General features: G+C 40.5%; 15 protein-coding genes. 2 read left to right on the top strand and 13 right to left on the bottom strand.

The genetic code is table 11. The annotated features are described in order from the left end of the window. Positions 1-26: 26 nt before the first annotated feature. The 9 genes from mecA to CJ483_RS18150 all read right to left on the bottom strand — a co-directional run bounded on the left by mecA (position 27) and on the right by CJ483_RS18150 (position 9,444). Positions 27-686, bottom strand: coding sequence for an adaptor protein MecA (mecA, locus tag CJ483_RS18190; protein WP_120036496.1), 660 nt, complete (start codon positions 684-686; stop codon positions 27-29). Between the two features lie 243 nt (positions 687-929). Beyond that, complete coding sequence (gene spxA, locus CJ483_RS18185) at positions 930-1,325, bottom strand: transcriptional regulator SpxA (protein ID WP_041099230.1); 396 nt, start codon at positions 1,323-1,325, stop codon at positions 930-932. Between the two features lie 370 nt (positions 1,326-1,695). Next, the gene (locus CJ483_RS18180) at positions 1,696-2,271 is read right to left on the bottom strand and encodes a GNAT family N-acetyltransferase (RefSeq protein ID WP_120036495.1); all 576 of its coding nucleotides are present in this window, start codon (positions 2,269-2,271) and stop codon (positions 1,696-1,698) included. Continuing rightward, complete coding sequence (locus CJ483_RS18175; protein WP_120036494.1) at positions 2,272-3,480, bottom strand: putative glycoside hydrolase; 1,209 nt, start codon at positions 3,478-3,480, stop codon at positions 2,272-2,274. Positions 3,481-3,652: 172 nt separating this feature from the next. Continuing rightward, positions 3,653-4,582: an ABC transporter ATP-binding protein gene (locus CJ483_RS18170; protein ID WP_120036493.1), complete on the bottom strand. Its 930-nt coding sequence runs from the start codon at positions 4,580-4,582 to the stop codon at positions 3,653-3,655. A 1-nt stretch (position 4,583) separates the two neighbouring features. Further along, a complete protein-coding gene (locus tag CJ483_RS18165; protein ID WP_120036492.1) occupies positions 4,584-5,651 on the bottom strand; it encodes an ABC transporter ATP-binding protein in 1,068 nt (355 codons plus the stop codon). A 21-nt stretch (positions 5,652-5,672) separates the two neighbouring features. Beyond that, positions 5,673-6,701: an oligopeptide ABC transporter permease gene (gene opp3C / locus CJ483_RS18160; protein WP_120036491.1), complete on the bottom strand. Its 1,029-nt coding sequence runs from the start codon at positions 6,699-6,701 to the stop codon at positions 5,673-5,675. Further along, positions 6,701-7,630 carry an oligopeptide ABC transporter permease gene (opp3b, locus tag CJ483_RS18155; RefSeq protein ID WP_120036490.1) on the bottom strand — a complete coding sequence of 310 codons (930 nt, stop codon included), beginning with the start codon at positions 7,628-7,630 and terminating at the stop codon, positions 6,701-6,703. The genes opp3C and opp3b overlap by 1 nt, the downstream gene beginning before the upstream one ends. A gap of 149 nt (positions 7,631-7,779) precedes the next feature. Then, complete coding sequence (locus CJ483_RS18150) at positions 7,780-9,444, bottom strand: peptide ABC transporter substrate-binding protein (RefSeq protein WP_120036489.1); 1,665 nt, start codon at positions 9,442-9,444, stop codon at positions 7,780-7,782. Between the two features lie 359 nt (positions 9,445-9,803). Between CJ483_RS18150 and CJ483_RS18145 the strand changes: the two genes are divergently transcribed. Further along, positions 9,804-10,184 (top strand): DUF3899 domain-containing protein, encoded by a 381-nt coding sequence (locus tag CJ483_RS18145; RefSeq protein WP_182917101.1) that lies wholly within the window; start codon positions 9,804-9,806, stop codon positions 10,182-10,184. 51 nt (positions 10,185-10,235) lie between these two features. Then, complete coding sequence (gene trpS / locus CJ483_RS18140) at positions 10,236-11,228, top strand: tryptophan--tRNA ligase (RefSeq protein WP_142927240.1); 993 nt, start codon at positions 10,236-10,238, stop codon at positions 11,226-11,228. An 82-nt stretch (positions 11,229-11,310) separates the two neighbouring features. Here trpS and CJ483_RS18135 read toward each other — a convergent pair whose 3' ends face one another. From CJ483_RS18135 to CJ483_RS18120, 4 genes are all read right to left on the bottom strand, one after another. Beyond that, positions 11,311-12,066, bottom strand: coding sequence for a YjbA family protein (locus CJ483_RS18135; RefSeq protein ID WP_120036486.1), 756 nt, complete (start codon positions 12,064-12,066; stop codon positions 11,311-11,313). An 85-nt stretch (positions 12,067-12,151) separates the two neighbouring features. Beyond that, positions 12,152-12,358, bottom strand: a complete 207-nt coding sequence (locus tag CJ483_RS18130; protein WP_120036485.1) for a YuzI family membrane protein — start codon at positions 12,356-12,358, stop codon at positions 12,152-12,154. Positions 12,359-12,559: 201 nt separating this feature from the next. Next, positions 12,560-13,804, bottom strand: coding sequence for a beta-ketoacyl-ACP synthase II (gene fabF / locus CJ483_RS18125; RefSeq protein ID WP_120036484.1), 1,245 nt, complete (start codon positions 13,802-13,804; stop codon positions 12,560-12,562). Positions 13,805-13,847: 43 nt separating this feature from the next. Beyond that, positions 13,848-14,780 carry a beta-ketoacyl-ACP synthase III gene (locus CJ483_RS18120; protein WP_120036483.1) on the bottom strand — a complete coding sequence of 311 codons (933 nt, stop codon included), beginning with the start codon at positions 14,778-14,780 and terminating at the stop codon, positions 13,848-13,850. Positions 14,781-14,916 lie beyond the last annotated feature (136 nt).

Below are 14,916 nucleotides of genomic sequence, written 5' to 3'. Positions count from 1 at the left end.
TTCCAAAGAAATCCGCGCTGGCTTTATTAATTGAAATATTTGCGAACAGTTTCAAATACATCGCTTTCCATCACGCATGTTCCATATTCCTGAAGGCGATGGACGGTCACTCCTGATTCATCTGTATATTCTAGCAACAGGCTTAATGTATTTTCCACTTTTTCCTCATCCAGAGTCCCCTCTGGAAATTCCACAAATAAATAGTATTTATTATTGTAGGCATACAATTGTGTTGACAGCTCATCTAGATCTGTCCGCTTGCTTAATTGTATGAGATCCTCAAAATCATTAAATGAAAGCATAAATTCCAGCATAGGCTCTTTCGCTTCGGCATCTTCATTTGCCTGAAAATGTTCATCGAGCAGTTCTTCCAAACGATCGTCAACTGGGAAATCCCGGTACTTATCTCCGGGAAGCGGCAGCTCAATTCGTTGACCATCCTTCGTTAGATTCGCTTGTGTTACCAATATTTCGAGCCCTTTGTCTAAGGCTTGAACTTGAATCCATAGCGGTCCATCGACTGTAAAGTCTTCTTCATCATGTATTTCTTCCATCATGTCCCAAAAAAGTTCTTCACTTCTCTCGCGATTATACCAAATTTCCTCGCGATCAAAGCCTCTTTCCTCTATATCCAAGTATGAAATGTAAAACTTAACTGTGTTGTCGTTAATACGTTCAATTTCCATAACTACCTCTCCCTTCCGTCTAAGGGTACCTGAGGACGACTCCCCTTATTATTAGGCATTGCCCCAAATAGCTTGATGATATACATCTACCTGATTCTATTGTATGCTAAACGCAAAGCAAATGAAAATATAATGATTCTAAAATAAAAAGAGTGTCTCGCTATTCTATCTGAATTTTGTAAAAATTACAACCCGGAAATAAAAATAAAAACCCCCATACTTCCGGTATGAAGGTTCTCTTCTTTAGTTGACGAGCCGTTGCGCTTCCTTCAATTGGAATGTACGCACTTTTCTTGGCAAGAATCGGCGAATTTCATCCTCGTTATAGCCTACTTGTAATCGTTTCTCATCCAGAATAATCGGACGGCGAAGCAGCCCTGGATTAGATTGGATCAGCTCGAATAAATTTTGTAGAGGCAGCGCCTCAAGATCTACATTTAACTTTTGAAAGATCTTTGAGCGTGTGGAAATGATTTCATCCGTGCCATCTTCTGTCATTCGTAATATCTCTTTAATTTCTTCGATGCTCAAAGGCTCGGAAAAAATATTTCTTTCAACGTATGGAATTTCGTGTTCTTCTAACCATGCTTTTGCTTTGCGGCAGGAAGTACAACTTGGTGAAGTATATAAAGTAACCATTCCTCAAACACACTCCTTAAAGATTAAAATATAATACCTGTTCTTTCATGAGGAATCTCCATTCATGAAGCAGTCGATTTGAATAATTTCAAATGCCCGGCTACAATATATATTATACATGATGGAACAGCTCATGAATACAGTTTTCATTACATTGTAATAATAATTACAAATTTTTTTCATTTCCTCTTTATTTTAAAATAATAGACATACTTCTTATTTTTACCCTTTCTTTTTCCCCTTTAAACCACTTATAAATGTTTTACTAAACAAGCAAAACAAGATCCCAAACGACCAGTTTCCCTCTAATCACTAGCGGATACCATGCAATCTGACAGTAACTGGCCTTCTATTTGGGACCTGCCTCTCGTTATGTTAATTCCTTTAGTATATCTTCGTCTCTCGTTTCATCCCTGGATAAAACCTCTTGAACAGGATCAAATGGTTCTCCATACAATTCTTCATCTTTATACTTATGGATGAGCCGATACGTTTTTTTCATGCTTTCATAGATCTTTTCCTCTGTTTCATCCTTTGATGTCCAATAAAGAATTTCCATATCGTTTACTTCATTAGTAGCGAGGGAACGACGGGAGTAACCGATGGTTGAAGCATGATTGAATCCCTCTCTCGCATAAAAACGCAAGCGCTTCTCACTGTCTGTATCTTCGTAGTTAACCGGTTCCACCTCTAGGATGATCGCTTTCCCTTTTGCTTTTAGCTTGTCGATTAGCTTATGGCCAAGCCCCTGTCCGCGGGCATTCTTTGATACAAATAAATAATCAACAAATATAAAATCATCGAATTCCACATAAATAAGCACATGATTAGGGCCTTCATCTTTATGATAAATATCGCTTTGCTCTTCTAAAAGTAATTCGATGTGTTCTCTTGATTTCATTTCTTCAATCGGAAAATATTGATTTAGCTTTTCATACCAATGCATTTAATCTTCCTTTCTTTTTAAGGGTGTATAATCCACATCCTGCGTATACTTATTGCTAGCATTCCACAATAAAAATTCATTTATGCCATTTTCATTTAACGCGCGAATTTGTGCTTCTACCTCAGCCTTGCCGTAAGGACGATAATTGCCGGTTCCAAGCCAAGAAGCTGTAAAGTCTTGCAGCCACGGTCTCGAAAGCGGTGGAGTTTTCAACTCCTTCAGCTTCTTGTTCTCCACCTTAACATATTCTGTAATTAATTTGTAGGGTTCCGTGTCGGGTTTGGCAATCCCAAAATAAGAGGTCCAATGACTAGGGTAGACCATTGAAGAAATCACATCCACGTTCTCGGCAATTTTTGAAAAGTTTTGCCCAATTCCAGGAGCTTCCGGCAGCGTAGCGGAATAACCGAAAATATCGACAGACACTTTTACTCCATAAGGCCTTAGTTTTTCTCGCGCATAATGAACAAAGTCTGTTACCGCCTGTACCCGTCGATGAACAGCATCTTCTTTTGAGTTTGCATATTCACCGAGATTGTAAATGAGCTGCTTATCCCGTTTCTCAAATCCCTCTGGAAAGCGAACATAATCGAATTGCACTTCTTGGAAACCCATTTTTGCTGCCTCAATGGCTATGCCTACGTTGTAGTCCCATACTTCTTTCATAAATGGATTGACGAAAGATTCCCCACCGCCATTTGACCATACCTTCCCATTTTCAGTAAAAGACCATTCCGGCTTGGCTTTTGCCAGGTTAGTATCCTTAAAAACAACCACGCGTGCAATCGGATATACTTGCTTTTCCTCCATTTTCTCCAGCAGCATTCTCGTATCTTTAATAAACGGCTGGCTGATTCCTTCATATGGAGAGTCACGCTTCGGTTTGTATGTAAGGTTTCCATGATCGTCCTTTATGTCAATGACCATTGCATTTAATTCCGTTGCTTCCACCATTTTGAGAAGCTTATCAAACCGAGCCCCTCCTGCTGAGTGACCAGTCACATAAATCCCCCGAACTGCATCCGGATAAGTAAAGTGCAAATCAGACCTGCTTTGGAAGCGCGCCACTTTGCTTGGAACTTCTTTGTTTAAGGATGGTATGGGCCGTTCTTTAAAATTCACTTCTTCCTGTGCTGTGCCAGTTGCTCCAGGAAGAAGAAGCATTCCAGTTAGAAGAACGGCCGTTCCTATCTTTTTCCATCTCTCCATACCTATTCCTCCCTCCTATCCTTTTTTCACCAGTCTCGTTATCTTTTATCCTCTTACACTTACTTTAAACAGAAAATCTACAACTACTTAAATATTGTTAGTCATTGTTTCAAAAAAATGAGGCCCTCTGCAAGCCAGCCATAGATAGACTGGGCAGAGGGCCCATTTTCTTTTAATAATTTGCCTTGTATTGTTTAAACTCTTTTTCAGAGCAGTATACCCAATGCTCCGGTGCTATCTCTCTCATTCTTACTTCTTCACCGGCAGCATAATTATGAACCGCTGGGTCGTATGTTTTTCGTGTACGATTTCTTTCATAGTCCGGATCCGGAAGTGGAATAGCTGAAAGCAGAGACTGTGTGTACGGATGAAGCGGCTTTTCATACAGCACATTGCTTGGTGCGAGTTCCACCAGCTTTCCAAAATACATGACACCGATACGATCACTGATGTACTTTACCATTGACAGATCATGTGCAATAAATAAGTACGTCAAACCTTTTTCTTTTTGCAGCTTCTGCATCAAGTTCACAACTTGCGCTTGAATCGATACGTCCAGCGCTGAAATCGGCTCATCTGCAATGATAAAGTCCGGCTCTACCGCAAGGGCACGTGCAATCCCAAGACGCTGGCGCTGGCCGCCAGAAAACTCGTGCGGGTAGCGATTGGCATGCTCGCGGTTCAAGCCGACCGTCTCCAGCAAACTATATACTTTATCCATTCTCTCTTTTTTTGTTTTTGCCAAACCATGAATATCGATTCCTTCTGCAATAATATCCGCTACCTTCATACGCGGGTTAAGTGACGCATAAGGGTCTTGGAAGATCATTTGCATCTTACGGTTGAATTCTTTTAAATCTCTTTTCGACTTCTTGCCGTGCACATCTTTTCCATTAAATAATACCTGTCCCCCAGTAGCATCATATAAGCGAATAATTGTCCGCCCAGTTGTTGACTTCCCGCATCCTGATTCCCCTACTAATCCGAGTGTTTCTCCGCGGTAAATATCGAAGGATACATCATCTACTGCTTTCACCATATTCGGTTTGCCTTCATTAAAGTATTGCTTTAAATGTTTTATCTCCAGTAGCTTTTCAGCCATATCAGCGACCTCCCCCAACCAATACAGGCTTATCAAAATTTTGCAGCATCGGCCGCTGCGTTTGCTGTACATTCAACGGTGGCTCCACGGCTGGTGCATTTGGATGGAGCAGCCACGATTTAACAAAATGAGTAGGTGATACTTGATATACAGGCGGCTCCTGTTCAAAATCAATTTTCAGCGCATAGCTGCTGCGCAAGGCGAATGCATCTCCTTTTGGCGGATTCAACAAATCTGGAGGCGTCCCCGGAATAGCCTGCAACGCTACGCCTTCATCCGTATCTAAACTCGGCATGGATGACAGCAGGCCCCATGTATATGGATGACGTGGGTCATAAAAGACTTCATCTACTGTCCCCGTTTCAACAATTTGGCCCCCATACATAACCGCTACCCTGTCAGCAACATTGGCAACAACACCAAGATCGTGAGTAATAAAAATGATGGAGGTTTCAATCTTCTTCTGCAAATCCTTCATTAATTCTAAAATTTGAGCTTGAATCGTCACATCAAGAGCCGTTGTCGGTTCATCGGCAATTAAAATCTTTGGATTACAAGCAAGGGCAATAGCAATAACGACACGTTGACGCTGCCCTCCCGAAAATTGATGGGGATACTGCTTCATTCGCGCTTCTGGGTTAGGAAGTCCAACAAGCGCCAACAATTCCACCGCACGCTTTTTTGCTGCCTCTTTTTTCATATTTTGATGTTTCAGAAGCGGCTCCATTACTTGTTTCCCTACTGTCATCGTTGGATTAAGCGAGGTCATAGGATCCTGGAAAATCATTGAAATCTCTTTTCCTCGTAGCTTTTCCATCTCTTTTTCAGAGATTTTTACTAAATCTCTTCCCTCAAATAGCATCTTCCCTTCTTTAATCCGTCCGGGCGGATTGGGGATTAGGCGCATGAGAGCTTTGGTTGTGACTGATTTCCCTGATCCAGATTCTCCTACGATCGCTAGTGTTTCGCCTTTTCTCAAGTAGAAATCAACTCCGCGAACAGCTTTTACTTCTCCTGCATGCGTGTCGAAGGAGACATGTAAATTTTGAACATCTAATAATCTTTCCATCGAATTCTCTCCTCCTATTTACTATTTCCGCATTTTTGGATCAAGCGCATCACGCAAGCCATCAGCTAATAAGTTAAAACTCAGAATAAGCAAGCTAATAATAACGGATGGAATAATCAACATGTGAGGATACACCTGTAATGATTTGAATCCATCATTTACGAGAGAACCGAGTGAAGCCTCCGGTGGGCGAATACCAAGGCCGATGAAGCTAAGGAAGGCCTCTGTAAAAATAGCATTTGGAATCGTAAACATGGTTGTAACGATAATTGGTCCCATCACGTTAGGCATTAAATGTTTCCAGATCAACCGATTTCCCGAAGCTCCGAGCGTGCGTGAGGCAAGAACAAACTCCTGACCTTTTAATTTCAAAAATTGTCCACGGACAATCCTCGCCATGCTGACCCACCCCGTAATAACCATCGCCATCGTAATAGAAAAAATTCCTGGTTCAAATACAAGAATGAACAAAATAACAACGATTAAATGAGGAATCCCCATTAAAATTTCAATAACCCTTTGCATGATGTTATCTACACGTCCACCATAGAATCCGGAGATCCCTCCATAGGCAATACCGATAAAAAAGTCGATAACAGCAGCCAATAGTCCAATATAAATTGAAATACGGGTACCATACCATGTTCTTGTCCAAAGATCACGGCCGAGCTCATCTGTGCCAAACCAATAGGATTCTTCTACATTTTTAGCTTTGTACATATCAAAGCCATCTTTATCCTTTCCATCAAACGGGAGCCATTCAATATTTGCAAGTGCCGGAACTTTCGGCGGCAACTTTGCGTGGGCAATGTTTTGTTCCTTATACGTATATTTATTCATAGATGGCCCAAAAACTGCCATAAAGGCTAATAGCAAGATTAGAATTAACCCAACAATAGCTCCTTTATTTCCTTTTAATCGTAGCCAGGCATCCTGCCAAAAATTCAAGCTTGGCCGACTGATCGTTTCTGATTGGGAAGCCTGCTTCTCCGCTGGCTGAAAAAGGTCTTTTTGCAATTCAACTTTTCTTTCTGCTTGTTCTGTGCTCATTATTTCTTCCCTCCACTTAATCGAATACGTGGATCGATCACACCATAAAGAATGTCAACAATAAAGACAACGACAATAAATAACACGCTATAAAAGAGAGTTACACCCATAATGACTGTAAAATCATTGGTCATAATTGAGCGGACAAACTGCTGACCAATGCCGGGAATACCAAAGATGTTCTCAATAACGAGTGAACCTGTCATAATATTGACTGCTAAAGGTCCTAATAACGTAATAATAGGAATTAAGGCATTTCGCAAAGCATGTTTCACCATAATATTGAAAGAGCTAATTCCCTTTGCTCGTGCCAGCATAATATAATCTGAACTTAACACTTCCAGTAGTTCAGATCGCATGTATCGGGCTACCGTAGCGATAACGAATACCGATAAAGCAATGGTCGGAAGTATTGTATATTCAAATCCTTCCCACGCAGCTACTGGAAAAATCGGGTATTTTACTGCAAAATAATATTGCAATAATCCAGCAAATACAAAGGATGGGATCGATATGCCTAAGACAGCAATTGTTGTAGCCGCATAGTCTAAGATGCTATTTTGTCTGATTGCTGCAATTAATCCTAAAATAATCCCAACAATTGTTCCAAACACAACAGCCTGAAAACCTAAATACGCGGAGGGGCCGATACGTTCACCAATCATTTTTGTAACCGGGCGGTTATCATACTGAAAAGATAAACCTAAGTCTCCTTTAAATAAGTTTGTCATATAATTAGCGTATTGAACGGGAAGAGGGTCATTTAATCCGTACTTATCAAGAATAATTTCTTGCTGAGCCGGACTTAGTTTTTCTTGGTTTTTAAGTGGCGATCCTGGCAGGAGCTTCATTAAGAAGAATGTGAGTGTTGCAATAATTAATAAAGTGATAATCATATAGATTAACCTTTTAAAAACAAACTTTGCCATCGGAAGCCCTCCTTTACTGTTTTTCAATAAAATCTTTTTATTGTTTTATAAATTCAATCAATTCAGACTTTTACTCCCTTAGCAGGGAAAAAGGAGAGTATATGCTTCTAGTGCATACACCCTCCTCTTCATATAGGTATTAAACCCGCTTACTTAAACTCTGCCCATTTATAAGAGCGCTCTGGTCCAACTTTGTGGAATAACACACCCTCTAATTTCGGATTTTCCAAGTAAGCACGAGACCTTTGATACATTGGAGCAATAGCTGCTTCATCCTCTAATAAGATTTTCTCAGCCTTGATTAAAGCTTCCCAACGTTTTTCTGGCTCAAGAAGCAAAGTAGTTTTGCCTTCCTGGATTAACTTGTCATATTCTTTATTGGAGAAACCTTGTTGGTTGTGGGCTCCGCCAGTTACATACATGTCTAAGTATGTCATCGGATCTAGATAATCTGCTCCCCAACCGCCAAGAGACATTTGATAATCCATTTTAGTTTCAAGATCAAGTTTTTGTTTAAATGGCTGTTGTTTAAGATTTACAGTCAAGCCATCAAGATTTTTTTCGAGCTCTTCTTTAATATACTCGCCGACTTTTTTAGATAAGTCATCATCGTAATTTAGCAATTCCAATGTAACCGTATCTTGTCCAATTGCTTTCTTTGCTGCTTCCCAATGCTTTTTCGCTTCTTTAGTATTTGTCTTTAAGTATTTACCGGCTGATTCGCGGAAGTCTTTTCCGTCTGGACCTTTAGCAAATTCTTCAGGAACGAAAAAGTCTGCCACAACAGATCCGTTGTTCAATAGTACATCTGTGATTCCTTTTTTATCAAACCCCATAGCAATCGCTTTACGTGCATCTACATTTTTCAACCATTCACTCTTTGTTTGGTTCATGCGGATGAAGAAAACAGAAGATTCCTTAACAGTGAAGAAGCCTTCATTTTCTCTATACTTGTCTACAAACTCAGAAGAAAGCTTGATTAAATCAGCATCGCCGCTTTCAAAAAGGTTGACATCTGTTTGTGTATCTTTAACAATTTTTGTATTGATTTGGTTCAGCTTAACGGTATCAGCATCCCAATAGTTAGGATTTTTCTTTAATACAAATTTATCTTCATGCTTCCACTGATCTAAAATAAATGGACCATTGTACAAAGTAGTGTCAGCTTCTAAGCCATATTTATCGCCTTGCTCTTTTACATACTTTTCATTTTGCGGCAAGAATGTACCAAAAGTTAGCAATTCTTTAAAATATGGGACCGGATTTTGCAATTGTACTTCTAATGTTTTATCATTTACTGCTTTAACGCCTAATTCTTCAGGCTTCATTTTCCCTTCGTTAACTGCTTGAGCATTTTTAATATCATACATAATGTACGCATACTCAGCAGCAGTATTAGGATCTAAAGCCTTTCTCCAAGCAAATACGAAATCGTTTGCAGTTACTGGCTCTCCATTAGACCATTTAGCATCACGGAGCTTGAATGTCCACGTTTTGCCGTCTTCACTCACTTGCGGCTCTCCGTCAGCTACTCCATCTACCGCTTCATCATCCTTGCCCAAACGGTATAAACCTTCCATTGTGCTGTTTAATGTAGTGAATGAAACAGTATCAGTTGCTAAAGCAGAATCCATAGAAGGAATATCTTGTGTTTCTGTTAAGTTTAAAACGTTGTCACTCTTATCGGAGCCTTCCCCTCCGCTTCCACCTTTCTCCTTGCTGTCATTGCCGCCTCCGCCGCAAGCAGCTAAGAACGTGCTCATTGCCAGCAAAAGAACGAGAAAGATTGCATAACTTTTCTTTTTCATCTTCATCCCCCTTGTCTACCATTTCTTCCTGATTATTCAGAAGATTTATTTACTAATTATAATCTTTATTAGTTTTTTTGCAATAATTATTTTATTTTTTTTTAACAATACAGACATATTTTCGTAATCAAGCCTTCTATCCTTATAAATTAAGACTTAAGACTTATTTTTGGTTAAAATGAATAATAATTCAGTTGAATAAAGCGCTTACATTTACTAAATATTCAGAATAATTATTTAAACGAAGCTCTTTTGATATAATTTACTTCTCGTAATTTAATCATTTCCAAAGAATATTTAATAGGAAAAACTGGAGTATGATCCTTTATTTTGCTATACTCCTATTATTCATGGAGGATCAACAAATGAAATTTTTCCAAAGATTTCTTATTATCAGCACTTGTATTATTATTCTTTCCGTTGTATACGCGTTGTTTTCTTCTGTATTTTTTCGCAGCTTTTTAGATTTTGCTTTTTTATCTTCCCTTTTCAGTGTAACAGCAGGTGCCTTTCTGTTTGTTTTGGAAGGCGGCTTTTTTAATAGCATAGGCCATAGCTTTAAGCTGTTTCGTAAATCTACAAAAGAAGGAAAATATATTGCTGAGTTCGACGATCTTGATCATACGAATTCACTGTATGAAGAGCATTCAAAAAAGAGAAGTTACCAATGGACTTACCCACTTTTAACTGGTGGAGGCTGGATTGTGCTTGTGACTTTTGTACTTGCGCTCATCTCCTCATCTTGAAAGTTGCAGAGTATTTGTTTATAATTTTGTCAACAAGAAGTGAGGGATTATGTGATGAAAACAATTTTTTCCGGCATCCAGCCGAGCGGTACAATTACTCTTGGCAACTATATTGGTGCTCTCAAACAATTTACTGAACTGCAGGACGATTACAATTGTTACTTCTGTATCGTTGATCAGCATGCCATTACGGTTCCCCAAGACCGTCTAAAGCTGCGTCAAAATATTCGCAGTCTGGCTGCTTTATACATAGCTGTTGGAATCGATCCTAAAAAAGCTACTTTATTCATTCAATCAGAAGTCCCAGCTCATGCTCAAGCTGGCTGGATGCTTCAATGCGTCGCCTATATCGGTGAATTAGAGCGAATGACGCAATTTAAAGACAAGTCAGCTGGCAAAGAAGCGGTTTCCGCGGGTCTTTTGACTTACCCGCCGCTCATGGCTGCTGACATTTTGCTATACGGAGCTGATTTGGTGCCTGTCGGAGAAGATCAGAAGCAGCATTTAGAGCTGACCAGAGATCTTGCAGAAAGATTTAACCGTAAATACAATGATATCTTTACGATTCCTGAAGTTCGCATCCCTAAATCGGGTGCTCGGGTTATGTCGCTGCAGGATCCAGCAAAGAAAATGAGTAAATCGGATCCGAATGCTAAAGCCTTTATCTCTCTGCTTGACGATCCCAAACAAATTGAAAAGAAAATTAAAAGTGCCGTTACTGATTCGGACGGCATCGTAAAATTTGATAAAGAGTCAAAGCCAGGCCTTTCTAATCTTCTTTCCATTTATTCTGTGCTTGGTGAACTATCTATTGAAGACATTGAAAAGCGCTATGAAGGCAAAGGATATGGTGACTTTAAAGCCGGACTAGCTGAAGTTGTTGTCCGCCATTTAGAACCGATTCAAAAGCGCTATTATGAGCTTCTCGATTCTGAAGAGCTGGACCTCATTCTAGATGAAGGTGCCGCTAAAGCCAATCAAGTAGCTGGAAAAATGCTGAAGAAAATGGAAAATGCCATGGGGCTGGGTAGAAAGAAAAAATAACAAATGCCCGACTTGTCTGGCCGCTCTTTGAAGGCGAACCATCCATTCAATAAAAAAGCTGAACCTGATGAGGTTCAGCTTTTTATTTGATCGATTCATTTTTGGATGTGTGTTCCGTTTCCCACAGCTTTTCAAAAAATGGCTGTCCTTTTATGAGGTTTTCACAGAGACGATCATGCCGGCTTGTCCATCCTTCCATCGTCTCTTCAAGAAAAATTCTTTTAATGTCTTCCACGTTCATCGTTTGGATATCCTCATAACGCTCAGGCATCCACTCTGTGTACCAATAGCGAATCTCGGCTGAATTTTTTGAAGAAAACAATTGATCAAGTGCCATAAACAATAGTTGTTTTAGTTGTCTTTCTTTTCTTGTTAAACCTTTCATGCTTTCAGGAGAAAGCGATAAAATATGATATTCTTTTTCTTCCATTTCCCATGCAAGCTCATAGGATGTGATTGGATGCACTTCAAACATTTCGAAAGCTAACTGTTCCTGTCTTGGGACGAGGCGGCTTTTGCGTACGGGAATTGTGTATCCCATTGTATCAACAGCCAATATCCCTCTTCCATCCGTAACAACAAAACAATGCTCCAACTGGATTCTTTCATGATTTCTTCTCAAGAAAGCTTTTTTACGCACATCCTCCAGGAGTTGTTTTGGCAATTCCGCTAAATGATTTTCAATATAATAAAATAATTTCTCGTCGATTAAAAGCAAAGGTACCTGATCTAATAGCTCAACAGCGTCCTCTTTGCGCCATTCGTGATAGTGGCATACATTGTACCCGTTCTCCTCCCCCTCAAACCAGTTCACCCAGACATCATGAAGATATAACATAATGAACCTCCTCACTTCTTCATCTATTTGTCTTAAAGTATGGGCAAAGCGAAGTAAAATTATTCCTTGAACGACTATTTTTTCTTTATTGCCTCGTTGGAAAGTAGAGAGCAGCTGTCATTAGTAAAATACCAGCTGCCAATAAGTAACATTCCACCCGCTCGAAAACAAATTGGACATACTCTTGCACAGTGAACCCGGCTGTCAGCAGATTTAAGTACATGATGCAGCTTACTCCACCGAGAATGGATAAGCCAAATCCGGTTAAAAAGGCAACTAGGCGTAGGGCCATCTTCCTCTTCCTTTATCAATTGATCAGGCTGCAGCAGCTTGTCCTATATATGTATGTCCTTCAATAAAAAAAATGCCAAAAAAACAGGGATAGACCGATCCCTTTACAACTTTTGCAGGCAGTCGGCTGCTGTTTTGAACGCGTGGAAAATAAAAAAGATGAATAAAAGCGGAGCTTTTATTCATCTTCGGCATCGATCGTTTATTCTGGTTTGTATTTACGTAAAGCAATGGTCGCGTTGTGACCGCCAAAGCCAAGGGAGTTGCTGAGTGCAACATCAATTTCTTTTTTGCGCGATACGTTCGTCACGTAATCTAAATCGCATTTCGGATCTGGTGTTTCATAATTAATCGTTGGTGGTAACATATTGTTCTTAATTGCTAAAGCCGTAAAGATCGCTTCTACTCCTCCGGCCGCTCCTAGTAGGTGGCCTGTCATGGATTTCGTTGAGCTAATGGCTAAATTGTAAGCATGCTCTCCGAACACTGTTTTAACCGCTGCCGTTTCAAATTCATCGTTATACGGCGTGCTCGTTCCGTGAGCATTAATGTAATCTACTTCTTCAGGATTAATGCCTCCATCTTCAATCGCGATTTGCATCGCTCTTGCTCCACCTTCACCATCTGGTGCTGGAGCAGTGATATGATGGGCGTCTCCTGTAGAGCCATACCCGACAATTTCTGCGTAAATATGAGCGCCTCGCTTCTTAGCGTGTTCAAGTTCTTCTAACACAACGATGCCCGCTCCTTCTCCCATAACAAAGCCATCACGGTTTGCATCAAATGGACGGCTTGCTGTTTTTGGATCGGGGTTCGTTGATAGAGCGGTGTTCGCACAGAATCCCGCTACGGACATTTGCGTAATTGGCGCTTCGCTTCCTCCAGTAATCATCGCATCTGCATCTCCACGCTGAATCACTTTAAAAGCGTCGCCAATAGAGTTCGTGCCAGTCGCACAAGCAGTTACTGTACAGGAATTCACTCCTTTAGCGCCTAAGAAAATGGATACTTGTCCCGCTGCCATATCGGGAATCATCATCGGCACAAAGAACGGGCTGACGCGTCGATAGCCGCGGTCGAGAAACGTTTTAAATTGATTTTCGAATGTTTCCATGCCGCCAATCCCTGAACCTACCCAAACACCGATGCGATCTGCATTGGATTCATCAATGGTTAAATCTGCATTTTTCACAGCCATCTTTGCTGCAGCGACCGCATATTGTGTAAAACGGTCCATTTTGCGGGCATCTCTTTTATCCATAAAGTCTTCTGGATTAAAATCGGTAACCTCTGCAGCTACCTTTACCGGATAATCATCTGGATTTACTCGAGTTAACGGTTTAACTCCGCTGACTCCACTTAAAATATTAGCCCATGCTTCTTCTACTGTATTTCCAACAGGCGAGATAATTCCAAGCCCGGTAATAACTACTCTTCGTTTTTCCACTCTTTCCACTCCTTCGTACTACTTATTCAATTACTATATAAGATTAGCGTCCCCATCTCATAGCAATTGCACCCCAAGTGAGTCCGCCGCCGAATCCAACCATGATTAATAGATCATCGTCTTTAATTTTTCCTGCCTGTAGTTCTTCGATTAAAGTGAGCGGGATGGAAGCAGACGATGTGTTTCCATATTTATTAATAGTAACCGACATTTTTTCTTTTGGCAGATCAAGCCGCTGACGTGCTGCTTCCATAATGCGGATATTTGCCTGATGAGGAAGCAAAAAATCGACATCTTCCTTTTGAAGGCCCGCTTTTTCCAACACATTCACACAAGATTCTCCCATTTGGCGCACAGCAAACTTAAATACTTCGCGGCCATTCATTTTGATATAATCTTTTTGATACAAATGCTTTAGTCCTGAACCGTCCGCTCCGAGCTCAAAAGCTAAAATGCCGCGGCCTTCTGATACTTGGCTAACAACAGCCGCTCCAGCCCCATCACCGAATAAAACAGCTGTATTACGGTCAGACCAATCCACTGCTTTTGTCAATTTTTCTACACCTACAACGAGAACATGCTTATAATCACTCGCTTCGATGAACTGCTTTGCTGTTACAATTCCATACATAAAGCCGGCACATGCAGCACTAAGGTCCATAGCCGCAGCTTTTGTAGCTCCGATTTGGTGCTGTATCATTGTAGCTACAGAAGGAAAGCGATAGTCAGGAGTGACGGTTGCCACGATAATTAAATCGATCTCTTCAGGAGAAATCCCTGCATTTTCAACAGCTTGTTGCGCCGCTTTTACGGCCATGTCAGATGTATCCGTCTCGTCCCCTGCAATTCTTCGTGATTCGATTCCTGTTCTTGTTCTTATCCACTCATCTGATGTATCCATCATCTTTTCCAAGTCAAAGTTTGTTAATTCTTTTTCAGGCACAAATTGGCCCATTCCAATAATTCCTGCGTTCATCAGGACCCCTTCTTTCAACTGCTCTATTAGCATATAATCAAATATTAAGACTTGGTACTAATTTTACTTAAAAAGGGCTCATTTTGCAATAGATGAATCTTGTCGCATGTTGCTTATTCTTACATCATAGAAGTCA

The sequence above is a fragment of the Bacillus sp. PK3_68 genome, assembly GCF_003600835.1.
Taxonomy (GTDB): Bacteria; Bacillota; Bacilli; order Bacillales; family Domibacillaceae; genus Pseudobacillus.
The sequence above is the reverse complement of the archived record's forward strand: the minus strand, read 5'-3'. Positions and strand labels throughout refer to the sequence as shown.

Bases quoted from the DNA above. Each gene is read 5' to 3' on its own strand.
- mecA (WP_120036496.1), bottom strand. From the start codon at position 686: ATGGAAATTGAACGTATTAACGACAACACAGTTAAGTTTTACATTTCA.
- spxA (WP_041099230.1), bottom strand. From the start codon at position 1,325: ATGGTTACTTTATATACTTCACCAAGTTGTACTTCCTGCCGCAAAGCA.
- CJ483_RS18180 (WP_120036495.1), bottom strand. From the start codon at position 2,271: ATGCATTGGTATGAAAAGCTAAATCAATATTTTCCGATTGAAGAAATG.
- CJ483_RS18175 (WP_120036494.1), bottom strand. From the start codon at position 3,480: ATGGAGAGATGGAAAAAGATAGGAACGGCCGTTCTTCTAACTGGAATG.
- CJ483_RS18170 (WP_120036493.1), bottom strand. From the start codon at position 4,582: ATGGCTGAAAAGCTACTGGAGATAAAACATTTAAAGCAATACTTTAAT.
- CJ483_RS18165 (WP_120036492.1), bottom strand. From the start codon at position 5,651: ATGGAAAGATTATTAGATGTTCAAAATTTACATGTCTCCTTCGACACG.
- opp3C (WP_120036491.1), bottom strand. From the start codon at position 6,701: ATGAGCACAGAACAAGCAGAAAGAAAAGTTGAATTGCAAAAAGACCTT.
- opp3b (WP_120036490.1), bottom strand. From the start codon at position 7,630: ATGGCAAAGTTTGTTTTTAAAAGGTTAATCTATATGATTATCACTTTA.
- CJ483_RS18150 (WP_120036489.1), bottom strand. From the start codon at position 9,444: ATGAAGATGAAAAAGAAAAGTTATGCAATCTTTCTCGTTCTTTTGCTG.
- CJ483_RS18145 (WP_182917101.1), top strand. From the start codon at position 9,804: ATGAAATTTTTCCAAAGATTTCTTATTATCAGCACTTGTATTATTATT.
- CJ483_RS18135 (WP_120036486.1), bottom strand. From the start codon at position 12,066: ATGTTATATCTTCATGATGTCTGGGTGAACTGGTTTGAGGGGGAGGAG.
- CJ483_RS18130 (WP_120036485.1), bottom strand. From the start codon at position 12,358: ATGGCCCTACGCCTAGTTGCCTTTTTAACCGGATTTGGCTTATCCATT.
- CJ483_RS18120 (WP_120036483.1), bottom strand. From the start codon at position 14,780: ATGAACGCAGGAATTATTGGAATGGGCCAATTTGTGCCTGAAAAAGAA.